The 23437-nt window shown below is 62.5% G+C and carries 22 protein-coding genes; 10 read left to right on the top strand and 12 right to left on the bottom strand.

Annotated features, from left to right (window positions below; translation table 11 throughout):
• Positions 1-67 precede the first annotated feature (67 nt).
• The gene (locus tag ACP3TE_RS11735) at positions 68-553 is read left to right on the top strand and encodes a MarR family winged helix-turn-helix transcriptional regulator (protein ID WP_105659082.1); all 486 of its coding nucleotides are present in this window, start codon (positions 68-70) and stop codon (positions 551-553) included.
• On the opposite strand, the gene ACP3TE_RS11730 is transcribed toward ACP3TE_RS11735, so the two are convergent.
• Positions 550-2394 carry an ABC transporter ATP-binding protein gene (locus ACP3TE_RS11730; RefSeq protein WP_402695770.1) on the bottom strand — a complete coding sequence of 615 codons (1845 nt, stop codon included), beginning with the start codon at positions 2392-2394 and terminating at the stop codon, positions 550-552. The two genes, ACP3TE_RS11735 and ACP3TE_RS11730, sit on opposite strands and share 4 nt — an antisense overlap.
• 191 nt (positions 2395-2585) lie before the next feature.
• Here ACP3TE_RS11730 and ACP3TE_RS11725 point away from each other — a divergent pair, with 191 nt between their 5' ends.
• Complete coding sequence (locus tag ACP3TE_RS11725) at positions 2586-2978, top strand: MarR family winged helix-turn-helix transcriptional regulator (protein ID WP_332498785.1); 393 nt, start codon at positions 2586-2588, stop codon at positions 2976-2978.
• 75 nt (positions 2979-3053) lie between these two features.
• Here ACP3TE_RS11725 and ACP3TE_RS11720 read toward each other — a convergent pair whose 3' ends face one another.
• Genes ACP3TE_RS11720 through ACP3TE_RS11710 form a run of 3 tightly spaced genes read right to left on the bottom strand, consistent with a single transcriptional unit; the run spans position 3054 to position 7117 of the window.
• Positions 3054-4961 (bottom strand): SIP domain-containing protein, encoded by a 1908-nt coding sequence (locus ACP3TE_RS11720; protein WP_105659085.1) that lies wholly within the window; start codon positions 4959-4961, stop codon positions 3054-3056.
• A gap of 3 nt (positions 4962-4964) precedes the next feature.
• Complete coding sequence (locus ACP3TE_RS11715; RefSeq protein ID WP_286172314.1) at positions 4965-6071, bottom strand: FecCD family ABC transporter permease; 1107 nt, start codon at positions 6069-6071, stop codon at positions 4965-4967.
• A complete protein-coding gene (locus tag ACP3TE_RS11710) occupies positions 6068-7117 on the bottom strand; it encodes a FecCD family ABC transporter permease (protein ID WP_133834853.1) in 1050 nt (349 codons plus the stop codon). The genes ACP3TE_RS11715 and ACP3TE_RS11710 overlap by 4 nt, the downstream gene beginning before the upstream one ends.
• A 20-nt stretch (positions 7118-7137) precedes the next feature.
• Here ACP3TE_RS11710 and ACP3TE_RS11705 point away from each other — a divergent pair, with 20 nt between their 5' ends.
• Positions 7138-7938 (top strand): MBL fold metallo-hydrolase, encoded by an 801-nt coding sequence (locus ACP3TE_RS11705; RefSeq protein WP_133834854.1) that lies wholly within the window; start codon positions 7138-7140, stop codon positions 7936-7938.
• Between the two features lie 6 nt (positions 7939-7944).
• Here the strand turns inward: ACP3TE_RS11705 and ACP3TE_RS11700 are convergent, their stop codons facing one another.
• From ACP3TE_RS11700 to ACP3TE_RS11690, 3 genes are all read right to left on the bottom strand, one after another.
• Complete coding sequence (locus ACP3TE_RS11700) at positions 7945-9003, bottom strand: ABC transporter substrate-binding protein (protein WP_133834855.1); 1059 nt, start codon at positions 9001-9003, stop codon at positions 7945-7947.
• 190 nt (positions 9004-9193) lie between these two features.
• The gene (locus ACP3TE_RS11695; RefSeq protein WP_426733657.1) at positions 9194-10519 is read right to left on the bottom strand and encodes an FtsX-like permease family protein; all 1326 of its coding nucleotides are present in this window, start codon (positions 10517-10519) and stop codon (positions 9194-9196) included.
• Positions 10516-11259, bottom strand: a complete 744-nt coding sequence (locus tag ACP3TE_RS11690; protein ID WP_332489111.1) for an ABC transporter ATP-binding protein — start codon at positions 11257-11259, stop codon at positions 10516-10518. Before ACP3TE_RS11690 ends, ACP3TE_RS11695 begins: the two co-directional genes overlap by 4 nt.
• 132 nt (positions 11260-11391) lie before the next feature.
• Between ACP3TE_RS11690 and ACP3TE_RS11685 the strand changes: the two genes are divergently transcribed.
• Together ACP3TE_RS11685 and ACP3TE_RS11680 are read left to right on the top strand one after the other, a co-directional pair.
• Positions 11392-11652: a glutaredoxin family protein gene (locus tag ACP3TE_RS11685; protein WP_133834858.1), complete on the top strand. Its 261-nt coding sequence runs from the start codon at positions 11392-11394 to the stop codon at positions 11650-11652.
• Between the two features lie 64 nt (positions 11653-11716).
• Positions 11717-12361 carry a YqaJ viral recombinase family protein gene (locus ACP3TE_RS11680; protein WP_286134416.1) on the top strand — a complete coding sequence of 215 codons (645 nt, stop codon included), beginning with the start codon at positions 11717-11719 and terminating at the stop codon, positions 12359-12361.
• A 69-nt stretch (positions 12362-12430) separates the two neighbouring features.
• On the opposite strand, the gene ACP3TE_RS11675 is transcribed toward ACP3TE_RS11680, so the two are convergent.
• Positions 12431-13525, bottom strand: a complete 1095-nt coding sequence (locus ACP3TE_RS11675; protein ID WP_365943121.1) for a mechanosensitive ion channel family protein — start codon at positions 13523-13525, stop codon at positions 12431-12433.
• Between the two features lie 211 nt (positions 13526-13736).
• On the opposite strand from ACP3TE_RS11675, the gene ACP3TE_RS11670 reads away from it, so the two are divergent.
• From ACP3TE_RS11670 to ACP3TE_RS11660, 3 genes are all read left to right on the top strand, one after another.
• Positions 13737-14282, top strand: a complete 546-nt coding sequence (locus tag ACP3TE_RS11670; RefSeq protein WP_426733654.1) for an AMIN-like domain-containing (lipo)protein — start codon at positions 13737-13739, stop codon at positions 14280-14282.
• Positions 14283-14377: 95 nt separating this feature from the next.
• Positions 14378-15376: a PhzF family phenazine biosynthesis protein gene (locus ACP3TE_RS11665; RefSeq protein ID WP_332727451.1), complete on the top strand. Its 999-nt coding sequence runs from the start codon at positions 14378-14380 to the stop codon at positions 15374-15376.
• A gap of 61 nt (positions 15377-15437) precedes the next feature.
• Positions 15438-16892 (top strand): DHA2 family efflux MFS transporter permease subunit, encoded by a 1455-nt coding sequence (locus tag ACP3TE_RS11660; RefSeq protein ID WP_105659094.1) that lies wholly within the window; start codon positions 15438-15440, stop codon positions 16890-16892.
• Positions 16893-16970: 78 nt separating this feature from the next.
• Here the strand turns inward: ACP3TE_RS11660 and ACP3TE_RS11655 are convergent, their stop codons facing one another.
• The gene (locus ACP3TE_RS11655; protein ID WP_105662724.1) at positions 16971-17153 is read right to left on the bottom strand and encodes a hypothetical protein; all 183 of its coding nucleotides are present in this window, start codon (positions 17151-17153) and stop codon (positions 16971-16973) included.
• 104 nt (positions 17154-17257) lie between these two features.
• Positions 17258-17689: a DoxX family membrane protein gene (locus ACP3TE_RS11650; RefSeq protein WP_105659096.1), complete on the bottom strand. Its 432-nt coding sequence runs from the start codon at positions 17687-17689 to the stop codon at positions 17258-17260.
• Between the two features lie 161 nt (positions 17690-17850).
• Between ACP3TE_RS11650 and ACP3TE_RS11645 the strand changes: the two genes are divergently transcribed.
• Entirely contained in the window at positions 17851-18540 is a 690-nt protein-coding gene (locus ACP3TE_RS11645; RefSeq protein ID WP_426733651.1) for a TetR/AcrR family transcriptional regulator, read from the top strand.
• Between the two features lie 103 nt (positions 18541-18643).
• Positions 18644-19876, top strand: coding sequence for an acyl-CoA dehydrogenase family protein (locus tag ACP3TE_RS11640; RefSeq protein ID WP_426733650.1), 1233 nt, complete (start codon positions 18644-18646; stop codon positions 19874-19876).
• A 70-nt stretch (positions 19877-19946) separates the two neighbouring features.
• Here the strand turns inward: ACP3TE_RS11640 and hrpB are convergent, their stop codons facing one another.
• Positions 19947-22505, bottom strand: coding sequence for an ATP-dependent helicase HrpB (hrpB, locus tag ACP3TE_RS11635; protein ID WP_426733648.1), 2559 nt, complete (start codon positions 22503-22505; stop codon positions 19947-19949).
• Complete coding sequence (locus ACP3TE_RS11630) at positions 22502-23287, bottom strand: alpha/beta hydrolase (protein ID WP_332498788.1); 786 nt, start codon at positions 23285-23287, stop codon at positions 22502-22504. The genes hrpB and ACP3TE_RS11630 overlap by 4 nt, the downstream gene beginning before the upstream one ends.
• Between the last annotated feature and the right edge of the window lie 150 nt (positions 23288-23437).

The raw sequence follows: 23437 nt of genomic DNA, 5'->3' as shown, positions 1-23437 counted from the left end.
GGAGATGATTGATGCGTCAACAATATTTTGAATGTCCCCCATGGGGACAACATGGTTAGGAAAGAGAATGAAGAGCGAAGAGACCCGCTGGCTCACCGACAGCGAGCAGGACCTCTGGCGCACCATACGCGAGTTCCTCTGGCAGTTCCCCAGTGGCATGGATCGCCAGCTGCTGCGCGATTCGAACATGCTCTCCGGTGAATACTCGGTGCTGGCTGTGCTTTCGGAAACAACCGAACCAAGTCTACGCCCGGCCGACGTGGCGACCGCATTGCGCTGGGACCGCTCGCGACTCTCCCACCTGCTGCGCCGCATGGAAGCCAAGGGCCTGGTCAGCCGCTGCTCAGATGAGACCGACCGCCGCGGGCACCAGATTACGCTCACCGCCCAGGGGCGCAAGACCATTGAGGAAGCCGCGCCAACCCACGTGAGCTTCGTGCGTGAAACCATTTTCGATTCCCTGAGCCCCTCCGAACGCACGGCATTGGAATCGGCGCTGCCGAAGATCCTGGCCTCGCTGGAAAAGCAGGGACTGAAAGATGGCCAGTGCTAGCTGGCCCTTTCGGCCAGTTCGCTCTTGGCTACCAGCTGGGCGAATTGCCCGCCAAGCTGGACCAGCTCGTCAAAAGTTCCCGCTTCGGCAATCCGGCCAGCTTCTAGCACGACGATGCGGTCCGCTCGCATCACGGTGCTCAACCGGTGCGCGATCAGCAAGGTAGTTCGCCCCAGTGCGAGCTCGTCCAGCGCCCGCTGCACCAAAGCCTCGGTGACCGTATCCAGGGCACTGGTCGCCTCGTCGAGCACCAGGACCTTGGGCTTGCGCAGCATGGTGCGGGCAATAGCCAGTCGCTGCTGCTCGCCACCGGAGAAACGGTGGCCGCGCTGCCCCACCTGGGTTTCCAGGCCCTGCGGCAGGCTGCGGACCAGCTGCGCAATCTGCGCGGCTTCCAGCGCCTGCCAGAGCTCTTCCTCGGTGGCCTGGGGCGCTGCCCACAGGAGGTTCTCCCGAATCGAAGCATGCAGCAGGTAGCTTTCCTGGGCAACGACGGAGACCGCCTGGGCGATGCCTTCAGGATCGAATTCCTTCAGGTCAATGCCGTCGAGCAATACCTGGCCCTCGGTAGGGTCAAGCAGCCGGGGCAGCAAGGACCCCAGGGTGGACTTTCCCGAACCGGTGGAACCGACAACCGCGGTCATTGTTCCCGCCTCCAGGGTCAAATCCAGCTGTTCCAGGGTGGCGCGGTCAGCCTCGGGGTAGCGGAAGCTGACATTGCGCAATTGCACTTCGCCACGCAGCTTCCCGGGTTCGACCGCTCGCGGCCGCTGGGGTACCGGCAGCGCCTGGTCCGTATCCAGGTATTCGAAGACGCGGCTGAACAAGGCCAAGGCCGAGACCCACTGGACCGAAATCTGCATCATGCCCATGACCGGACGGAAGATTCCGGCCTGCAGCCCGGTAAAGGCCACCAAGGTGCCGATGCTCATTCCCTGCCCGGTGGCGGGCAGCCCCGCCACGATGTACAGCACCGCGGGGATGGCCGCGAAAATGATGCTCATCGTGGCCATGCGCCAACGCCCGGCCAAAGCGCTTTTCATTTCCAGGTCGATGAGCTTGTGGCTGGACTCTCCGAAGGCCGCCGCATCAGCGGCTCCGGTGCCCATGATCTTGGCCAGGCGGACCCCGGAGATGCTCAGGCGCTCGTCGATCAGCGAAGCCAGGTTCGACATCTCGCGCTGGCGCTTTCCTGTCACGGCGCGGCGCAGTTTCGCGGTTTGCTTGGCAAGCAGCACCGCTGGCGGCAGCACGACCAATGAGATCAGGCTCAGTTTCCACGAGATCGCCACCATCGCGCAGGCGGTGGCCACAACGGTGGTCAGGTTCGAGGCAATGCTCGTGGCCGAATTGGTAATCACCGATTGCATCTGCCCCACGTCGTTGACCAGGCGCGACTGCACGTCCCCGGAGCGCGAGTTGGTGAAGAATCCCAGGGATTGCTTCTGCAGGTGCGTGAACAGCCCGGTCCGCAGGCCATGCATGACGCGTTGGCCCATCAGGGTTGCCCGCCAGGTCTGGACGACTTCCAGAATCGCGGTAGCCAGGGAGATCAGCACCAGTCCCACGGCACCCAAGAGCAGCAATCGGATATTGCTGTTGGGAATCGCGTCATCAATGAGTTCGCGGATGATGAACGGCTGGGCCAGGCCGATGACCGACGCTGCCACGATCAGCACCATGACCGCAATCACCGATCCCAGATGGGGCCGGAAGAGCGCGGCGATGCGCGCCAGGGACACCGGATGCTCGGTGAGCCGCTGCTTGTCCCGGGCGGCGTTGCCGGACCGCCCTTGCCCGCCACCGCCCGGATGCGGCCCCGGCATTCCCATTGCACTCATGGACTCCCCCTCTACCTCTGAATTTCTCAAGTCCAGAATAACAGAGGGAACCTCACTATGTGGTTGCATCTTGAAATTGTACCCAGAAACACACTATCCTTGAACATATGCAGAACGAAGAGCCCAAGCCTGACTTGGCAGATCTTTTCCTCCACGCTTCACGCATGCTTCGCGGCAGATGGAGGGACAGCTTGACTCCCCTGGGCATCACTCCGCACCAATCGAGGGTGCTGACCTTGCTGTCCCGGGCCGATAGGATCGGGCTGCGCAACTCGCAGCTCGCAGAACAGCTGCACATCGCCGCGCGCTCGACCACCGAGGTAGTCGACCAGCTGGAAGCCAAGGAGCTTGTCGTGCGCACCCCCGATCCGGCCGATCGCCGCGCCACGTTGATTGCGCTCAGTGCCACGGGCCGCGCCCAGCTCGGCGAGCTCGCCGAATTGCGCCGTTCGAGCATGGACGGCTATTTCGACAAGCTCGGCGACGAGGACCGCGCCGAGCTCACCCGGCTGCTGGCAATCCTGGACCGCGAGAACCCGCGGCCGGTGCGCAGCGCTTGCAAGAACCCGGCGAAAGAGAACTAGCTGCCAGCTAGCGGATAGAACCCGAGGCCCCAGCATATGCGTGCCGGGGCCTCGGGCGCTGGTTGCCGCTGCCCGCTAGTTCTCGGTCTTCCCGCGGCGCCAGTAGCCCATGAAGGCTACCTGCTTGCGGTCCACGCCGGCATCGCGCACCAGATAACGGCGCATTTCCTTGACCGTGCCGGCTTCACCGGCAATCCAGGCGTAGAACGGTGCGGAATTTTCCTGGCCTGTCTCCCACAGGATGTCCGCATCAACATCGATATCTTCCGGCTCGGCGTTGGTATGCACCACGCCGGCTGCTGGAATCGCGACTACCTGGCGCAAGGCCGACTGCAGCAATTCACCATGCTCATGGCTGCCACGGGTCAGCCACTGCACCGAGACGCCGGAGCGGGTGGAGGCACCGAGGATATCCGTGGTCTCCGGGACCTCGATCAGCGCATGGCCGGTGACGTTGGAGGGCAAGGCTTCGAGGATGGCGCAAATCGCCGGGGCGGCGGTTTCGTCACCGGCCAGCACCACGCGGGTTGCCTCGCCGCGGCGGAACTCGATGCCGCCGTAGCTGGAGTCGTTCAGGGTCTTGTTCGGGCCCAGCAGCAACAGCTGGTCGCCCACCTTGGCCCGGTCGCCGAACTCCGTAGCCGGCCCGCCCTGGAGCTGGCCGTCAACCATGTGCCCGTGCATCACGAAGTCGATATCCAGCTCGGCCGTGGCCCCGATATTGTCCCGGTGCCCGGCTTCGCGGAAGGCCCGCACGGTATAGGTGCGCATGTGGCCGCGGGTATCGGGATCAATCGACAACCAGCGCTTGTACCAGCCCTGCTGCTCGGCAGGACTGGTCATCGCGCCAGGGCGCATCGAGGCGATCTCGTCGGTCAGCGCAGTACCGCCAGCCGGTGGCAGCAAGAGCTTGATGCGCATATCCAGCGGGTGGCTGTTGGTGCCGAAGTACTCCAGGTCCTCGCCGCTGACGGTCACCCGGCGGAAGGATGGCGCGAGCTGCTGGCTATTGACCACAGTGGTGTCAAAGGCCAACGTCGGCACATGCTCATGGGCCGGGCGTTCTGATTGCGGATCAAGGGCGGCGGCTGCTTGGGCAGCTTGCTTCACATTTGCCGCCTGCTTCACCGCAGTTTTCTTTGCCGAAGCTTCGGTACGGAAAATGCCCTGGGAAGCGAGCACCTGCTCGGTGCGCAGCACCCGGTGGCGGCCAATGGGAAGCACCAGCGGAGTGCCGCCCACCGGGTCGGGGATCACGCGGCTGGGCATGCCGAAAACATCCTTGACGGTCTTTTCGGTGACCACATCGTTGGGATGGCCGGCAGCGTAGATCTTGCCGTGGCGCAGCGCCACCAGGTAGTCGGCGTAGCGGGCGGCCAGGTTCAAATCGTGCAGCACGATCACGACCGTGATCCCGCGGCTGCGGTTCAGCTCGCTGACCACATCCAGGACTTCGAGCTGGTGCGCCACGTCCAGGAAGGTGGTCGGCTCGTCGAGCAGCAGCAGGTCGGTCTCCTGCGCCAGGGCCATGGCGATCCAGACGCGCTGGCGCTGACCGCCGGAGAGCTCGTCCACCGAGCGGTCGGCCAGCTCGGTGGTGCCGGTCAGCTCCATGGCGCGATTAACCGCTGCCTCGTCCTCGGCAGAGAAGCGCTTGAACAGGCCCTGGTGCGGGTAGCGGCCGCGGCTGATCAGCTCGCGGGCGGTGATGCCGTCCGGAGCGGTGGGCGATTGCGGCAGCAAGCCCAGGGTCTTGGCGACTTCCTTGGCCGGCTTGGAGTGGATGTCCGCGCCGTCCAGGAGCACCTGGCCCCCGGCTGGCTTGAGCAGCCGCGACAATGCGCGCAGCAGGGTGGACTTGCCGCAACCGTTGGCCCCGACGACGATGCTCACCTGCCCGGCAGGGATATCCAGCGACAGCTCGTCGACGATGGTGACCTTGTCATAGGCCAGGGTCAGATCGCTTGCCTGCAAAGTGGCCATGGGTTATGCCCCGCTTCCAGTTGAGTTTGCGCGCACCAGAATCCAAATCAGGAAGGGTGCACCGAATGCGCCGGTGATAACGCCCACCGGCAGCGAAAGATCCGCGAACAGGTTCGCGGCAAAGAAATTGGCGACAGTCACCAGCGTTGCCCCGGTCAAACCGGAAAGCAGGATGTTGATCGGGCCGCGGTTCAGCGCGGCAGTAATCGGGCCGGCCAGGAAGGCAACGAACGCCATCGGCCCGGTGACGGCAATCGGCAAGGCGCCCATGGCCACAGCAACAAAGACCAAGATCGCCCGGGCCCAGCCCACGTGCAGCCCCAGGGCCGCCGCGGTGTCCTCGCCCAGCTCCAGCATTTTCAGTTGGCGAAGCACCAGGGGCAGCAACAGGATGCCGATGGCGCCAAGGGACGCCAAAAGCAGCATTGCATTCTCCCAGTTGCTCGAGGCCAGCGAGCCGGTCAGCCAGTGCATCACATCGCTGGCCGTATTCACCTGCGCCTGGGTCAGCAGGTACTGGATCAGCGCCTGGAGCATCGCGCCGATGGCCAGGCCCGCCAGGATCAGCCGGGGACCGGTCCGCGTGCCCGAGGCCGAGAGCCAGTAGATCAATGCAGCGACCAGCAGCCCGCCGGCCAGGGCGAAGGCGTTGAGCTTCCAGTCGGTATAGCCAAGGGTGATCATCGCGAAAACCGCGGCCGCCGATGCGCCGTAGCCCACGCCGATCACGTCGGGACTGGCCAGCGGGTTGCCCAGCCAGCGCTGGAACAAGGCACCGGAAATGCCCAAGCCGGCACCGGCCAGGGCACCCACCGCAATGCGCGGCAGGCGGTCGGACATGATGATGAAACTGGTGCCCGGCACCTTTTCACCGCTGAGCACCTGGAAGACTTCGGCAGCTGGGAGGCGGTCCCGCCCCCAGAACAGGTAGGCCGCCACGGCGAGCGCCAGGGCCAAACACATCCACAAGGCGGTGCGGCGCACCCGGGATCTGCGGCGGGCTGCCAGCGCCGGTGCGGCTTTCGAGGCCGGGGCCGTCGCCGGTCCGGCCGTTTCCGTGGTGCTGCGGGGCTGGGTCATGTTGGCTGCTGCCATTTCGCTCGTGCTCACAGGCTCACCGACTTCATGCCGCTGCGCATCATGATGATGAAGATCGGTCCACCCAGCATGGCGCACATGACGCCTACCTGGATCTCGCTGGGCGGGGCGATGATTCGTCCCACCGTATCAGCCAGCAAGAGCAGGATCGGCCCGGCGATCAGGCTCGCTGGCATCAGCCAGCGGTAGTCGGAACCGACCAGCAAGCGCACGGCATGCGGGATCATCAGGCCGACGAAGGCGATGGGCCCGGCCACTGCGGTGGCTGTGCCAGCGAGAATGACCACCCCGATGGAGCCGATCAGCCGGGCGCGGTTCAAGTTGAAGCCCAAGGCGATCGCGGTGTCATCGCCCATGGACACGGCATTGGATACCTTGGCGGTGGACAGCACGATCAGTGCCCCGGCGGCCACCACGGGAATGGCCCCGAGGAAGGTGTCGATGCCGCTGCTGGATAACGTGCCGATCTGCCACATGCGGAAACGGTCCATGGTGGCATCGGAAATCATCAGGATCGCATTGGTAATCGCGCCCACGCCCACAGCCATGGCGGCACCGCCCAGCGCAAGCTTAATGGGCGTGGCGCCTTCACGGCCCACGTTGGCCACGAGATAAACCAAGGCCATCACCCCAGCAGCGCCGAGGAAGGCGGCCACCATGATTCCGGCCAGGGAGCTGACGCCAAGGAACGCGATCGCCAGCACCACGGCCATGGAGGATCCGGCGTTCAAGCCCAGGATCCCGGTATCGGCCAGCGGGTTGCGGGTCAGCCCCTGCAATCCGGCGCCAGCCAAACCCAGGGCAGCGCCAACCACGATGGCTCCGACAGTGCGGGCGAAGCGGGACGCAACCACGCCCTGGTCGCCATTGGACGGGTCGAAATTCCAGATGGCATCGAACACGGTGCCCATCGAGACGTTTCGCGCGCCCAGCAGCAGCGAAGCGAACAGCGCCAGCCCGAGCAACAGGGCAAGGAGCAGCAAGGCGCCGAGCTTCCGGCCAGCTTTTGGCGACTTGGCCCCCGGTGCTTGGCGCGTAATACTTTCAGTCGCGGTCATTGGTTCCTACACTCATTGCTATGGCTCTTCTTCCCTTGCCCACTATTATCACTCCAGGCATCGGCCTGCTTCGCGCGCAGAACCCTTCTGAAATGACGTTGGACGGGACTAATTCCTATCTGCTGTTCGACCCTGCAGTGGATGAACTTCTTCCTGGAACTCCGGTCGTCCTGATTGATCCGGGCCCTGAGCTCGAAGACCATCTGCAGGCGCTGGCGGCCTTCGACATCCAACTGGTGCTCATTACCCATCGGCATGCCGATCACACGGGAGGCATCGATGCGCTCTACCGGATGACCAGTGCGCCGGTGCGTGCCATGCTGGAGCAGTACTGCCGGGATGCCCCGGTGCTCGCCGATGGCGAAACGATCAGCGCCGCCGGCGCCATCATCCAGGTGGTCTTCACCCCTGGCCACACCTCGGACTCGGTGTGCTTCATCCGCCAGGGCGGGGGTGCCCACTTGTTCACTGGGGATACCGTGCTGGGCCGGGGCACCACCATCTTGGAACACCCGGACGGCACACTGGCCGACTACCTGGATTCCTTGCATCGGTTGCTCGCGCTGCCCGATATGGCTTTGCATCCGGCGCACGGCGAGCAGCATGATTCCTCGCATCCGCTGCTGCAGATGTACATCAAGCATCGGCATGCGCGGCTGGACCAGGTGCGTGCGGCTTTGCAGAAACTCGGCAAGGCCGGGGTCCACACGCAGCCAGCTGAATTGCTGGAGCATGTCTACCCCGACCTCGATGCGCGCTTGGTGGGCGCAGCTACCCATTCCCTGGAAGCCCAATTGCACTATCTGTCAGTGAATCCCTAGCCGGAGCTACTTCGCGGCAGCTGCGTTGTCAGCAGCCTTGACGATGCCTGGAACTACGTTATCCAGTGCCCATTCGATGGACAGCGGCGAAGCCGCGGAGATCGCCAGGGTTGCTTCATCGGTGCCTGGCAGTGCCACGGCATCGTTCTTCGCGGCAGGGATCTGGCCGTAGAGCGGCTGGCCCTTGACGACATCTTCCATGGTGTTGCCCGCAACAGCCGAAGCGAAGACGATGTCCGAATCCCACTCGTTGACCTTTTCCGGCGACACGGTGAAGAAGAAGGTGTCCTTGGCGGCGTTCTTCTGCACGTACTCGGCCTGGGTCATGCCCAGTGCGCTCAGGAAGCGCGGGCGGGTGTCGCCTTCGGAGTAGATGTAGGCGGTATCCGGCGCCGAGAGGTCAGCGGCGATGAAGGTGGTGTCCTTCAGCGCTGGGTTGTCTTCGCCGACCTTGGCCAGCTTGCCTTCGATCTCTTCGATCAGGGCGTCGGCTTCTTCTTCCTTGCCCAGCATCTGGCCGGCAACTTCGGTGACCTGTTCCCAGCTGGTCAGGTAGTTAGGCTCGATGGGGCCAACGACCGGAGCGATTTCCTGCAGCTTCTCGTACTGCTCCTTCTTCAACCCCGAGTATGGAGCGAAGATGACTTGGGGCTTGCTGGCGGCGATGCCGGTGTAGTCGATGTCATCGCCCACCTTGTACTGCACGGGCGCCTTCTCGGAGCCGATGGAAGCGCCCTGCTCTTCCAGAGCGGCGTCCTTCCATGCGGTGGAGTTGTTCTCGTTCATGCCGTAGGTGTCGGTGTCCATGCCGACCGGCACGGTATCCAGAGCCAGCAGGGTATCTGCGTTGACCCACGAGATGGTCGCAATGCGTTCCGGGACTTTTTCGATCGTGGTTTCACCATAGATGTTCTCGATGGTGACCGGAGTGAAGTCTTCTGCGGCCTTGGCTGAAGTGTCAGCCGACGGATCCGCTGAGTTGCTCGACGCGCCGCAGGCGGTCAGGCCCAAGGCGAGGATGGCAGTTGAAGCGGCGAAAATTCCGGCGCGACGTGAATTTTTCATGGGTCGGTGATTCCAGACTATGCGAGGTTCTGTCAACGTTTTGTTTAGCTAGGTTAGGCATGCCTATCCGGGCCGTATGCCACGATACGCGTTTCTCTGCGCATTACGCAACACGAAACGTCCCTAATCACCGACCCTGAAGTGACCCTAACCAAATCGGGCGGTTTTTTCGGTGGGCTGACCAGAGACTTTATTCTCTAGTTGCTAGCAGCTTCCGCGGATCAGCCACCAAAATTGCTCCCCGCACCAGCAGCAAGCCGAGTAACACGGAGACAATTACCGTGATGACCGTCAGCGGCTTGAGCAGGATGGCGGCCCCGGCCAGGGGCAGCACGAGCACCGTGGAGGCGATGGCGAAACCGATCGAGGCAGCCAGCGCCGGGATCATGATCGACTTGGTGCGCGCGGCGTTCATCGTTTCGTAGGGCATGCCCAACCGGTTCAGCCCGCGATACAGCTCAGCGCGATCCAGGGTACTGGCGCTTTGGGAGATCGCCGCCGAAGCGGCCACGCAGATGAAGCTGATCGCCAAGGTCACCAGCACGCCGGTGGTGACATCGGCCGGCACATGCTCCAGCCAGGTGCCCTGATCGAGTTCGCTTCCGGTCAGCTCCATCAAGGCGGCCCCGCTGCCGCCCACCACCGCGACGAACGAAGCCATGGCAACCCCGGATACCTGGCGCCAGGATTCGGCAGGGCTTTCCAGGATCATGCGGGCTGCCAGCAGCTCTTGCGGAGTTCTGGCCTTGCGCAGCTTGGCCTTGCCCACCTTCGCCACCAGATACGGACCGACCAGGTTCATCACCAGCAGGCCGAAGCCGAAACCGCCAACCACCACTGCGATGATCGCGGCGATGGACTGCACGAACTGGCCCATGTTGGAGAACACCATGTACAGCACCAGAATGCCGGCAAGGGTGATCACCGCGCGCAGCCAGCTGGGGGTGGGCACCGTGCTGCGGGTTGCCACCGCCAACGGGGTGATCACCAATTTGCGCAAGCCGGCAGATGCACTGCCTGCCGAGAGGAGCACGACAGCGACTACTGCTATCGCCAGCACCCACAGCGGCAAATAGATGGCCGAACCGATCGGCGCACCTTGGAACGGAATCAGCGAAGCCAATGGTGCGGCCAGGAGGTAGAGCACGATTCCGGCGAGTGCGCCGGCCAACGCCGTGCCGGCGGCTTGCAGCACGGCCACGAGGCCGATCTGCGCCCCGGTCGCGCCGAGCAAGCGCAAGGACGACAGGGCGCGGTCATTGGACCGCGCGGAGAGCCGGGCAGCGGCCGATCCCAGCACCAGCAATGGGACTACCAGAAGCACCACGGCGAAGGCTGCCAATGGCAGGTACATCCCCTGGGCCGCGGATTCGAAACTGGTAAAGGAGTAGGCGCCTCCCAGCACGATCAGCAGGATCGCGCTGACCATGGCGTAGGCGCTGGCGGTCAGGATCAGTGGTGCCAGCCGGGACTTCGCCGGCCGGCCAAGCATCCATGACAGGTGCAGGATATTCACTTCTGGGCACCGCCATCCACGGTGGCCGATGGGTGCAGACTGTCGCTGATCAGCTGGCCGTCCTGCAGCTGCACTACACGGTCGCAGCGCGCGGCGACATTGGGATCATGGGTCACCATCACCAGGGATTTTCCGGCACCGACGGTGCATTGCAGCAAGATCTCCAGCACTTCGAAGCCCGTGGTTGAATCCAGCGCGCCGGTAGGTTCATCGGCAAAGACCACCATCGCCCCGGTGACCTGCGCGCGGGCAATGGCTACTCGTTGCTGCTGCCCGCCGGAGAGCTGGCCGATGCGGCGTTGCTCCATTCCTGCCAGGCCCAGTTCCGCCAGGGCCGCCCCGGCACTGGAAATGGCGGCGTTGCGTGGCACGCCGTTGATCATCAAGGCCATGGCCACATTCTCTTCGGCAGTGAGCTCGGGAATCAGCAGTCCGGATTGGAAGACGAAGCCGAAGGATTCACGGCGCAGCCTGGTGCGCGCCTTATCCTTGAGCCCCTGGATATCCACCGGTGCACGGCCCGGGAAGTTCAGCATGATGCTGCCGGCGTCGGGAAGTTCAATACCGGCCAGTGCGTGCAGCAGCGTGGATTTTCCGGAACCCGAGGGGCCCATGATGGCAAGGGACTGGCCCAGTGAAATCTGCAGATCGACGCCGTTCAGTGCAGTGGTGGAACCGAAGCTGCGGTAGAGTCCGTGAGCGGCGAGTACGGGAGGATGGCCAAGGGAATTTTCAAGCATGACCCAATGTTTTCAACAAATGGTACCCGCGCGCATCAGCGCAGGGTTCCAAGTAGCCTCCGGCCAGGCTCATCCCCCGGTAGGAGCAGCCGGCAGCTAGTTCACGACGACAGCAGGAGCAGTAGGCAACAGATGAAGCTGGAACTGTATACGCAACCATTCTGCGCACCGTGCGTGCGCACGCGGCTGGCTGTCGCCCGCGTGCAGGAACTGCTGCCCGCGTTGGAGGTCGAAGAGATCAATGTCGTGGAGCAGGTGGAGCGCGGCGAGGAAATGGGAATCACCAGCACCCCGGTCATTCGGCTATTGCAGGAAGGCACGGAGAAATTCCGTGCCAGCCAGACACCGACTATCAATCAGCTGTTGACCGCTATCGCTGAAGCCAGCGACTAGTCTCACGCCAGCTCGAAGCCCAAGGTGCACGGTTCTTGCCCATTCATGGGGAAGAATAGGTCAAGTGATTACTGTGCCCGGCGTCCAACATGAATGCTTCGAACGTGTTCTAGCCGACTCTTCCAACCGCATTGAGTGGCTCCGCGCACGGGCCCAGGGCATCACCGCAACGGACGTGGCCAAGTTGTCCACCGAGAAGTCCATCAAGAACGCCGCATGGGACAAGCTCTACGGCAATGGCTTCTCCGGCAATCCCTACACCGATCACGGGCGCAAGCGCGAACCGGTCATCGCTGCCTGGGTCCAAGAGAATTTCAATATTTTCCCCTCCTCCCAGCTCTTCCACTCGCAGCATTCGAGACTCCATCTGGCGACTCCCGATGGCTTGGGTTTCGATGCATCGGGAGTTCCGGTTTTGGCTGAAATCAAGACCACCAACAAGCCCTTCAAGAAGATCCCCAAGAGCTACCTGCGCCAGGTGCTCTGGCAGCAGCATGTGATCGGGGCCGAACGCACGTTGTTCGTTTGGGAAGAGCACGATAATTTCGTGCCGGTGCGCGCGGTTCCCGAATACCTTTGGGTGGAACGCGACGATGATTTGATCCAGGATCTCATTGGCAAGGCCGAGTCGCTCATCTCCGCATTGCGCGAAGCGACGGCCCGCCAGGAGCGCTACAACGACTACGGACCCGCTGCGTTGCGGCTCTAAGTCCCCGGAAACGGCAAAAGCCGCTGATCCCAGTTCACAGTACTGGGATCAGCGGCTTCCGTTATGCCGCTAGACCGGGTTGCTTGGAATCATCCGGGGATCCGGCAGGCAATCAGGGTAGTTTTCCACCAGCTCGGCCAGCAGCTTCTCCCGAAGCATATTGCGCAGGTTCCACAGGTCCCCGGCGTTGCGCGCGGATAAATAAATGGTCACTGTTTGCAAGCCGTTTTGCGCGTCGGTCACGAGCAGCTCATTGTCCCGGCCATCCCACCAGTCGGAGGCTTCAAGCAGTTCGCTGCTGCGCTGGCGCAGGTAGGAAATCGGCGCATTGAGCTTCAGCTGCAGTGCTACGTTTCCGGAGATCTCCGTGCTGCGCCGCGACCAGTTCTCAAATGGCGTCGTGGTGAAGTAGGTCGATGGCAGGATCATCCGGCGCCCGTCGATCAGGTGCACCACGACGTAGGAGAGGGTGATCTCCTCTACCGTGCCGCGTTCCCCCTCGACTACCACCGTGTCATCCACGCGAATCGAGTCGGTAAAGGCCACTTGCAAGCCGGCAAATACGTTCGCCAAGGTTGACTGCACGGCCAGGCCAACGACCACCGAAGCCAGGCCAGCCGAGGCCAACAGGCCGGCCCCCAGCGCCCTGACTTGCTCGATCGTCAGCAGCACCGCGGCGATTGCAATGATGCAGAGCACCGCAACCAGTACCCGTCGCATCAGGCCGACCTGCGTCTGGACCTTGGCCAGCCTGCGCCCTGGACCGAATCTCACCTCGAAGCGTGCCATCATGCCGGTCTCAATCACGCGCACCAGCTTGATGATGAACCAGGTGAGGAAGAAGACCAGAATGATCAAAATGGCGAACTGCCAGGGGTTGTACCAAGTGCGTTCTCGATAGAAGACCGCGAAGGCCGACTTGGCAATAATCGAGGTAACCAGGCCGAAGAACGGGAATCTGGTGGCTTTCACGTCGGCTTCGTCCACGCCGATCCGGCGCAGCACGCGGCGGGAAACGCCGCTGAAAACAAACGCCAGGATTGCGGCTACGAGCGCACCGATGAGCAGGACAACCCAAAATTGCAACGATTCGGGGAGGAAGCTTGAGGCTGTAATGACTTCCTCGACGGTTTCGCCGATGGGTTCAACGGGGGTAGGTGACATGTTTAAAGCATGTCATATGGCGCTAAATAAATGCTGTGTGGAACCTGCCTTCCGCCCTACGGCCCGGGAGTTCTCCGGCTCCATTGCAGAAGCGTCTCAGAGTGGTTCCAATTCTTTTCTGCCCTTGCGCTTGCCGCATTCCAGGCCTTTAGTTGACTCACTGGCAGTCCGCTCTGCCTGCGGGCGCAAACCAAGAGAGACGGTGATCCATATGCGCCACGGAAAAATTGGAATCGTTCTAGGCACGGTGGCGGCAGCCTTGCTCGTGGTGACGCCTGCTTCCGCGGCGGCCCCCGCTCCGGCCGCCCTCGCGTCTGCTTCCTGCCCAACGGTTTATTGGGGATCCTTGGCCAAAACCAGCTCCTTGTCCACGCATTCCGCAGTGGAAAATCTTCGGACCGGACGGCACCTGTGCTTTGACCGGCTGGTCATCGATCTCGCAGGACCAGCTGCCAGCCATTCAGCCAGGTATGTCAGCGAACTGACCGGAATCGGTTCCGGCCTGCAGGTGGACACCACTGGCGGTGCCAACCTGGAAATCCTGGTGCAGGCCCCGGTAACCGAGGATTTCAACCCGGGCGCCGAAGTGAAGAATCTGGGCTACACGACGTTCCGCCAATTGGTGTGGCTGGGCAGCTTTGAAGGCGAAACCAAAGTGGGGCTCTCGACCAGGGCACGGCTGCCCATGCGCGTGTTCGCACTGCCTGGACCTGGCGACGGTTCACGCTTGGTCATCGATGTTGCGCACCATTGGTAAAGAAGGTTCATTTCCTTGATGCGTTCGCAACTTTTTGCGTGACGTACCACGTAACACCGGGTCAACCTGCTGATTAATGTGCCACCATGCTAAGTATGTCGCGCACATTCTCTTATCAGCAGGTTGATGTCTTTGCACCCACTGCTTTCAACGGCAATGGCCTGGGAGTCGTGTTCAATGCCGACAGCCTGAGCGATGACCAGATGCAGCACTTTGCGCAGTGGCTGAATCTTGCGGAAACTGTATTCTTCGTCGAGCCCACTGATGAGGAAGCGGACTACGCCATTCGCATTTTCACCCCGAGCACCGAGCTGCCCTTTGCTGGCCATCCGACGCTGGGCGCGGCTCATGCTTGGCTGGAGTCCGGTGGCGAGGCTGGTCCCGCAGGCCATCTGATCCAGCAATGCGGTGCCGGGCTGATTCCGGTGCGTGTGGAACGGGAAAGCAGCGACCGCCACTCGCGGCGCTTGGCCTTCCTCGCACCCCCGCTGACCAGGTCGGGCCCTTTGGAACCAGATGTCCTGCAATGGGCGATTGCCGGGCTGGGCATTCGCGAAGAAGACGTGGTGGACCACCAGTGGCTGGTCAACGGTCCGCATCCTGCGGGCCTGGTGCTGCGTGACGCCGATATCGTGCTGGGCATCGAACCTGACTATGAGGCGCTGCAGGGATTGGAAGTAGGCGTCATCGGCCCCTACACCGCAGCCAGCGTTTCGCAGAGCGTGTGGCAACCGCGCGGATCGGTCATGCCGCGCGTTTCCGGTACCCGCGAAGAGCTGCGTCCGCTGGACTTCTCTGATTTTGAGCGTTCCGAAGAGCGCTTCCGCAATGTGGTGCTGCAGCCTCCGGCGGACTATGAGGTCCGTGCCTTCATTCCCGGCGAGGCTGTTCCGGAAGACCCTGCCACCGGTTCGCTGAATGCTGCGTTCGGCATCTGGCTGACGCAGACCGGTTATGCACCCCAGCGCTATACCGTGCGCCAGGGCACGCGTTTGGGCCGCGAAGCGATCTTGCATATTGAAGCTACCGAAAAAGGCGTCTGGGTCAGTGGCGATGTCGCCACCCGCATCTCGGGCGATGTGAGTTTCGACTGATTTCCTATGCATAGTTTCGCTATCCGTTCCGCACAGGGCTGATAGGGACTAGCCTTGACCAGTGCCTGAAACTGCGAATCCCGAAACACACTTCGACAAGAAAGCCGCCTGGCGTGCCCTCTGGGCACTGGTCATCGGCTTCTTCATGATCCTGCTGGACACCACGATCGTGTCCACCGCAATGCCCTCCATCATGACGTCGCTGGACGCCGATATCTCCAGCATCTTGTGGGTCAACAGCGCGTACCTGCTCACCTTCGCGGTGCCGCTGCTGGTCACCGGGCGCCTCGGTGACCGCTTCGGTCCGCGCAATATCTACCTCATCGGCATGGTGGTCTTCTCGCTGGCCTCGCTGTGGTGCGGCTTGTCCGATTCCCTCGGCTCGCTGGTGGCGGCGCGCGCCGTCCAGGGCCTTGGCGCTTCGATGATTTCCCCTCAGGCGATGACGCTCATTACCCGCCTCTTCCCTTATCAGCACCGCGGTGCAGCCATGGGCCTATGGGGTGCAGTGGCGGGCATCGCTTCGCTGATCGGTCCGATTGCCGGCGGTCTGCTGGTGGACTCCATCGGCTGGGAATGGATCTTCTTCATCAACTTGCCCATCGCGGTAGTCAGCTTGACCATGGTCTTCAAATTCGTGCCAGCCCTTGAATCCCAAGCGCATTCCTTCGACTGGTTCGGCGTCATCCTTTCGGCGTTGGCCATGTTCTGCTTGGTCTTCGGCATCCAGGAAGGCGATGCCACCAATTGGGAACCATTCATTGGCCCGCTGAATTCGTGGCATCTGATTATCATCGGCGCGGTGCTGATGGGAGCCTTCATCTGGTGGCAGTCCAAGACCACGTCTGAACCGCTGGTTCCGCTGCGATTGTTCAAGGTCCGCAATTTCTCCTTGGCCAATGTCGCGATCACCTTCATGGGCCTGACCATCGCGACCATCGCCTTGCCGATGGTGTTCTTCTTGCAGAATGTCCGAGGCCTGACTCCCACCGAATCCGCGTTGATGATTTCTCCGATGGCTTTCGTGGCGATCTTCCTCGCGCCGCAGCTGGGAAAGAAGGTCAATCAGCTCAGCCCGCGGATCTTGGCCGTGCCCGGGTTCTTCCTGTTTGGCGGTGCCACGGTGGTCTACGCCTTCATGATGCACGCCGATATCCCGCTGTGGATGCTGCTGATTCCTTCAGCGGTTCAAGGCATCGGTTCAGCCATGATCTGGCCATCGCTGTCGCTGGCAGCCACCAAGGACTTGACCGCGCGTGATGCGGGTGCCGGTTCAGGGATTTACAACACCACCCGGCAAATCGGTTCAGTGCTTGGTTCTGCGCTGATCGCGGTGATGATGGATGCCCGCATTTCGGCACAGATCGCGCAGGCAGATTCCAAGGATCCTGCGGTGATCATGGAAGCCACGTCTGTTGGCCTGGGACAGGCACTGATGCTGCCAGGCTTCATCGGCGTGGCTGCTGTGCTCGTTGTAGCGTTCCTCAGCGATGGCAAGAAGGCGCAGCGCCACTAGCCAGAGGCAGCTCTTAACGGAGCCAGCGCCTGGTCCGGGACTCGAAAGTCGCTGGATCAGGCGCTGGCTTCGTGGTCGCTAGACCTTGTCTTCAGGTTCTTCGTTGCTATCGCCGTTCTTGAATTCATCGACCTTCTCGCCGATTTTTTCTTGGGCGTCCGCTGCGAAGTTCTTCACGTTCTCGGTAGCGTCGCCTGCGAAGTCCTTCGCGTTTTCGACTGCCTCGCCCAGCTTCTTCTTTGCATCATCTAAGAAACCCATTGGTTCTCCTCTTAGCTTGTAGTTCAAATGTGGCCGCTGAAAACCGCAGTCTCCAAGATCAACTTACGGCGTGCCGAGTGTTTTGCTCAAGCGATTCCGTCCGCTTATTTTGCTTTCTTGATCTTCTTGGCGCCCTTGCGACCAAGAATCAATGCCACAGCGATACCTGCCAGCCATACGTCCTTGGCCAGGGCGGTGCCATCCGCGGTTGGGCGGATGCCGTCGGATTCTGTCATGCCCGGAGTGCGCAGGTAGGAAGCCAGCAGCACACCGGAGAATGCGCCCAGGCCTAAGCCGGCCAGCCGCGATGGGATCAGCGGCAGCAGCAAGGCGCTACCCAGCGAGATCTCGCCGATGGATACGGCCTTACCGAAAACTGCCGGTTCCAGCTCGGCCAGCTGAGGCACGCCGTTGGCTGCCATCTGCTGCAGGCCTGCGGCGCTGGCTTCATCGATGCGCAACTTGTTGATGCCGCTGTTGAGAATGAACGCACCACTGACCAAACGTAGCGCGGCGTTTGCAATCGAGATTCCCATGGGCCCTCACTTCTCTTTCATTTCGTCCAAGAATGGCGTTCCTGCATGGAACGCCCTGATGTTCAGCGTAGTCATGGGCGCAGTAGTTCACAATCATTTGCGCGGCGCGCATAGCTGAACCCAAGAATTTCCCAGCTTGAATCGTGCTAAATTCGTGAATCATGATCGCTTCTTCCGCAGTACCCCCAGCAGCCCTTGATCTACTCATTACCCAGGGCTTCGATGCCACCAGCGTCGACGAGCTGGCAGCTGCCGCTGGCATTTCCCGTTCCACTTTCTTCCGCCGTTTCGGGTCGAAAGAGAATATGGTCTTCGCCGACCAGGAAATGATCATTACACACGTCGAGACCACGCTGGCCGCCTCGTCGGTTGATGCAATCACTACGCTCATCGATGCCGCGCATGTGGTTTTCGACCAGTACACGGTCAACCCCGAAGGTGCCCAGTTGCGCCACAAGCTGCTCTCCTCGGTGCCGTCGCTGCGAGAGCGCGAGCTGGTCTCCACTCACCGTTACGAACGGGCGTTTTACGGGTTCCTGAACCGTCGCGATTTGGCAAAGAGCGCCACGGAGAAGTCGCTGTGCCTGGGCGTTAGCGCTGGCCTGGTTGCGATCCACAACGATCATTTGCGCAGCTGGCTGAAAGACGCGCAATGCACGGACCGCACCAAGCTGGCCAACGATGTGCGCCAGTTCCTGAACCGCTTCCCGGATCTGCTCGACCCCGGACAGGCAGCGGCCGCCCCCAAGCCTGCGGCCCCCAGCGTGGTGGTTTCCGTGCTGGATGCCGGCGCCGATGAGCAGGCGATTCTCCAGGCCGTCTCCCGCGCGCTCAAAGAGCACGGAAACTAATCGATTCCACCCAACTCTTGAAACCAAGTTTCTTGACATGGCACTGCGTTCCACTAGTCTAGGAGTGAAGCTTTTTTCACCGTAGCTATTAGGAGCATCTGAAATGTCCCAGCTGGAGACCGGTTTTGAATTTCCCGCCGGCGTTGTCGAACCCGAATACGACCTGTGGTCCGGAGACGTCAATATCGATCCGACCGGAATCTTCGCAGAAGTAGGCGAAGCGGACAACGCGTGGCGAGCTAAGGCCCGCGCATTCATCCTCGACGACGTCAAGGACGACATCCACGAGTACTGGGACAAGGCCGACTACCCGCTGCATCTGCTCAAGAAGCTCGGCGATGCGGATCTGCTGCGCGATGGCCTGAACCTGGAAGGCTACGAGGAAATGAGCCCGCTGGCTGCCGGCTTGGTCAACATGGAAATGGCCCGTGGCGACGGTTCGGTCTCCACCATTGTTGGCGTCCAGGGCGGTCTGGCTCTGCGCTCCGTGCTGTACTGCGGCAATGCCCAGCAGATCAAGAAGTACGCCATCCCCATGCTGCGCGGCGAACTTCCAGGCGCTTTCGCGCTGACTGAACCAACTCATGGTTCCGACTCGGTTTCGCTGGAAACCCGTGCCGCCAAGGTCGAGGGCGGATACCGCCTGAGCGGTGAAAAGAAATGGATCGGCAACGGCTCGGTCGGCGGCGTGAGCATCGTTTGGGCCCGCGACGACGAAGGCAAGGTCCGCGGATTCATCGTGCACCAGGATGCCGAAGGCTACAAGGCCACCACCATCGAAAACAAGCTCTCCCTGCGCGCTATCTGGCAGGCGCATATCCGCATGGAGAACGTCTTCGTTCCGGACCACGATGTGATGCCCGAAGCCAAGAGCTTCAAGGACACCTCGCGCGTCCTGTTCGCCACCCGGCTGGGTGTCGCCTGGTCTGCCGTGGGCCACGCGACCGCTTGCTACGAGTCGGCCGTGAGCTACGCCAAGCAGCGCGTGCAGTTCGGTCGTCCGCTGGCCGCCAGCCAGATCGTCCAGGAGCGCCTGGCCCGCATGCAGTCCGAACTGGCTACTATCCAGGTTCTGGTCATGCAGGCGACCAAGCGCGAAACTTCCGGTGAGCTGACCGGCCCGCAGGCGTCGCTGGCCAAGTACACCGCTACCCGCACCGCACGCGCCATCGCAGCGAACGCCCGCGACCTGCTCGGCGGCAACGGTATCCTGACCAGCAACCGCGTGGCCCGCCATTTCGCCGATGTGGAAGCAATCCACACCTATGAAGGTACCGAAACCGTGCAGGCCTTGATCATGGGCCGCGACATCACCGGCTTCTCAGCGTTCGCCTAGAACCTGGGCGCCGGAAAGCACGCCGGGACCTGGCTCGTTCTTCCGGGCCTCGGCCCCGGCGTGCTTTTGCCTACTGCCGGCCCAATCGGTTCTTGGTCTTTGCCGTTGCCACGTGGTCCCATGGATTCTCCGGCCAAGGATGCTTCGGGTAGCGCCCGCGCATTTCAGAACGCACCTGGGCGTAGGGCCCATTGAAGAAGCTAACCAGGTCATCGGTCACCGCCAGCGGCCGGCCACCGGGCGAAAGCAAGTGGAACTGGACGGCAAGCTTGCCCTTGACCAGCCGCGGCGACTCATCGAGCCCGAAGCATTCTTGCAATTTCACGGCGACGACCGCTGGACCGGTTTCACCGACCTCGGGATAGGCCACGGAAATCCTTGATCCCGAAGGCACCTGGAGCCGTTCGGGCACCAGCGAATCAAAATCATGGGCATGCTCCCACGGCAGCAAGGTCCGCAATGCCGAATACAGGTCAACCTTGGCAGCGTTCTTGCCGGCGGCTACCTGCCGCAAGACCGGCTGCAGCCAGTTGCCCGCCGAGGCAATCAGGGCCTGGTCATCCACCGCGGCAAAGGGTTCGCCGAGCAGGCGATGGGCCACGGCCATCCGCCGGCGCAAAGCATCAAACTTTTCATGGGTGCCGAAGAAGGCTATCCCCTGCGTAGCTATGGCGCTGGCAACAGCCTGCATGCCCAGCTCTGCGGTGGCCTTGACCGGATGGGCCGCCAGCTCGATCTCGCCAAAGCTCTCGATCTGGCGAGCGGTGATCCTGCCGTCAACCAGCTCCGCCACTTCGCGCTTCTGGTGCATCTGCGGCAACAGGTCGACGGCAGTGCCAAGTTCGATGCCAACGGCCCGTCGGATCACCGCCTTGGATCCGGCACGGGAAACTTCGGCGACCGCAAGAAATTCCTCATGCATCAGCTGGCTGCCGCGTGGCAAGGTTGCCCGGGTCCCCGAAGCCAACAGGTATTCCTCCGGGCCGACCTTGCGCGCAATCCATTGCGGGTACGCCAAAGCGCACACGCCTGCCAGGGCCGCAGCTGCCGGTGCAGGCTGCCGCCCGGTGCGGTTTTCCGCAGTGCCCAGGAGCTTTTCCAGGCGCTGCGCTTCATGCTTCCAGGCACGGTGCGCCGGATGCGAACTCCGGCGCACCGCGGCAAGCAATTCATTCAGGTCCGCGCTGGCAATGCGTTCCGAGCTGGCCAGCAATGCGACAGCATCCGAGGCAGCCCGGGTGCCGAAAATCCGGCTGCCTTCGAGCAACGCGCGGGCGGCACGCGGGTCTGCTGGAACCTTCATCATCTGCTCGCCCAGGGCGGTGATCTGCCCGGTGCCGTCAACCGCGTCCAGGCTGCGCAGGATCTGCTCATCGCTGGCCATGGCGCTAGCCGGCGGCGCTTCCCACATGGCCAGCCCCTCGCCACGCGGGGTCCCCCATGCCGCGAGCGACAAGCCGGCGGCGACCAGGTCGCCGGTGCGGATTTCCGGTGTGGAGTGCGCCGGGGCGGCGGCAAAGGACTTGGGGTCCAAGGTCCGCACCACCTTGCCCGGCCCGAGTCGTCCTGCCCGGCCCGCCCGCTGGGTGGCCGCGGAACGGCTGGCCACCACGGTCATCAACCCCGAGAAACCACGCGAGCTGTCTCGGCGCGGCTCGCGGGCGTAGCCGGCGTCCACCACCAGATGAACGCGCGGCACGGTCACCGACGATTCGGCAATGGAGGTGGAGACGATGATCCGCGGGGCGCTGCCAGCCTCCGGCTCACTGAGGATCCGGTCTTGTTCCTTGGAAGAGATCTGCGAGTGCAAGGCCAGGACTTGCACTCCGGAGGCAGAAATCTGCGAGCAGACGCGGTCGACTTCCCGTACCCCGGGGACGAACACCAAGGTGTCCACCGGGGTTGCGCTTGCTGCGTTGGCTGCCGCGCTGTGGCGTACCGCGACGGCGGCAACGTGGCGCAGGTAGTCATCGTTCAGCCCGCGTTCGGTGTTCCGGATTCCGGCGAAGCTGTCGAAAGCTTCTTGCACGGCAAACTGCGCGGTGTGGGCGCTGAGCACTGGAGCGGCCTGGCCACGGGCCAGCAGCGCCGAGAGTTCCCCGGCGTGCAAGGTGGCACTCATCAGGATCAGCGACAGGTCATCACGCAATTCGCTGACCTGGTTGGCCATCGCCAGCAACAAATCCGTATCGATCGACCGCTCGTGGACCTCATCAATGATCACCGCGCTCACACCGGCAACATCCGGATCGGCCAGCAACCTGCGCAGCATCAGGCCTGCGGTCACGAATTCCACGCGGGTCTGCGCCGAAGCTTGCCGTTCCCCGCGCACGGCGAAGCCAACACGCTGGCCCAGAACCGATCCATCAAGCTGGGCGAGGCGACGGGCAGCAGCCCGGGCAGCGACACGGCGTGGCTGGGTCACGATGATCTTGCCAGCCAGTCCTGCCTGGTCCAGGGCGTTGGCTACCGTGGGTGGAACTATCGTCGTCTTGCCGGATCCCGGTGGCGCTTGGATCACCAACGGCTGGGCAGGATCAGCCGCCAAGGATTCTTGGAGTTCCTCCCTGCTGGGACCGAAAGCCAGCCCTGAAGCAATCCTGTTCAGGTCGAAGCGGGCCGAACTCATGCTTGGCGTCCAGCCCAGAAGGACTCGATGGCCTTGACCACAGGCTCAATCGGGAACAGGGTGCTGCCGTGGGTTCGCCCCGGCAAGGCCACCATGCGCGCATTGGGCAAGGTGCGGACCATGATCTTGTTCTGGTCGAAGCGCGGCTGGTCCCGGGTGCCGATCAGCAGCAAGGTCGGGATTCTGATCTTCGCCAGCTCGGACAGGTTGATGTTCTGCAGGGTCTCGGCGGCCTCGTAGTAGGCAGCCAGGGCCAGCGGGTCGTTGGATTTGAAGGCCATGCGGGTTGCTGGATCCAGGCGTCCATTCTTTTCTTGCCCGGTGACGAATCCTTCGATGTCGCCATTGCGCAGGACCTCGAGGTAGCCGGGGAAGAAGAGCTTCCCGATTTCGCCGGGGGTAATTTCGTAGGTGCCGCCGAGCATGATCAGCGAGATCACCTGCTCTGGGTGGTGCATGGCCATGTGCAGCCCGGTGCGTGCGCCAAAAGAGTAGCCGACAATGTGAATACGTCCGATGCCCAGGTGATCCATCACCGCGCGGATATCGCCGGCCACCTTGTCCATGGTGTAGTCGGCTACGTCATGGGATTTGGCTGACTTGCCATGCCCGCGCAGGTCCATGCGGATGGTGCGGTGCCCCTGGCCCAACGCCTTGGTGTAGCCGAGCCCTCTCCAGATGGACCGGGACAGGGCGGAGCCATGGAGGAAGAGAATCGGCTCCCCGGCAGCCCCGTCATCGTCAAAGAAGATTTCGGAACCATCTGCGGGATTATTGATCATCGGCATGCCTTCGATTAAATCCTGTATTGACGGTGAAGGCGAAATCAGTGTTGGCCGCCGCCCTCGACATCCGCGGCTAATAGGTGAACACTGAAGACACAGGGTCCAGCCATCCGCAGGGGGTGGCCCACGGAAGTTGGGAGGAAGATC

It is taken from the genome of Glutamicibacter sp. 2E12 (genome assembly GCF_050030965.1).
GTDB lineage: Bacteria > Actinomycetota > Actinomycetes > Actinomycetales > Micrococcaceae > Glutamicibacter.
The sequence above is the reverse complement of the archived record's forward strand: the minus strand, read 5'-3'. Positions and strand labels throughout refer to the sequence as shown.

Coding starts and splice junctions, on each gene's coding strand:
- ACP3TE_RS11670 (WP_426733654.1), top strand. CDS start 13,737: ATGCGCCACGGAAAAATTGGAATCGTTCTAGGCACGGTGGCGGCAGCC.
- ACP3TE_RS11700 (WP_133834855.1), bottom strand. CDS start 9,003: ATGAAAAATTCACGTCGCGCCGGAATTTTCGCCGCTTCAACTGCCATC.
- ACP3TE_RS11645 (WP_426733651.1), top strand. CDS start 17,851: ATGATCGCTTCTTCCGCAGTACCCCCAGCAGCCCTTGATCTACTCATT.
- ACP3TE_RS11720 (WP_105659085.1), bottom strand. CDS start 4,961: ATGGCCACTTTGCAGGCAAGCGATCTGACCCTGGCCTATGACAAGGTC.
- ACP3TE_RS11640 (WP_426733650.1), top strand. CDS start 18,644: ATGTCCCAGCTGGAGACCGGTTTTGAATTTCCCGCCGGCGTTGTCGAA.
- ACP3TE_RS11735 (WP_105659082.1), top strand. CDS start 68: ATGAAGAGCGAAGAGACCCGCTGGCTCACCGACAGCGAGCAGGACCTC.
- ACP3TE_RS11650 (WP_105659096.1), bottom strand. CDS start 17,689: ATGGGAATCTCGATTGCAAACGCCGCGCTACGTTTGGTCAGTGGTGCG.
- ACP3TE_RS11665 (WP_332727451.1), top strand. CDS start 14,378: ATGTCGCGCACATTCTCTTATCAGCAGGTTGATGTCTTTGCACCCACT.
- ACP3TE_RS11655 (WP_105662724.1), bottom strand. CDS start 17,153: ATGGGTTTCTTAGATGATGCAAAGAAGAAGCTGGGCGAGGCAGTCGAA.
- ACP3TE_RS11705 (WP_133834854.1), top strand. CDS start 7,138: ATGGCTCTTCTTCCCTTGCCCACTATTATCACTCCAGGCATCGGCCTG.
- ACP3TE_RS11690 (WP_332489111.1), bottom strand. CDS start 11,259: ATGCTTGAAAATTCCCTTGGCCATCCTCCCGTACTCGCCGCTCACGGA.
- hrpB (WP_426733648.1), bottom strand. CDS start 22,505: ATGAGTTCGGCCCGCTTCGACCTGAACAGGATTGCTTCAGGGCTGGCT.
- ACP3TE_RS11685 (WP_133834858.1), top strand. CDS start 11,392: ATGAAGCTGGAACTGTATACGCAACCATTCTGCGCACCGTGCGTGCGC.
- ACP3TE_RS11675 (WP_365943121.1), bottom strand. CDS start 13,525: ATGTCACCTACCCCCGTTGAACCCATCGGCGAAACCGTCGAGGAAGTC.
- ACP3TE_RS11630 (WP_332498788.1), bottom strand. CDS start 23,287: ATGATCAATAATCCCGCAGATGGTTCCGAAATCTTCTTTGACGATGAC.
- ACP3TE_RS11710 (WP_133834853.1), bottom strand. CDS start 7,117: ATGACCGCGACTGAAAGTATTACGCGCCAAGCACCGGGGGCCAAGTCG.
- ACP3TE_RS11730 (WP_402695770.1), bottom strand. CDS start 2,394: ATGAGTGCAATGGGAATGCCGGGGCCGCATCCGGGCGGTGGCGGGCAA.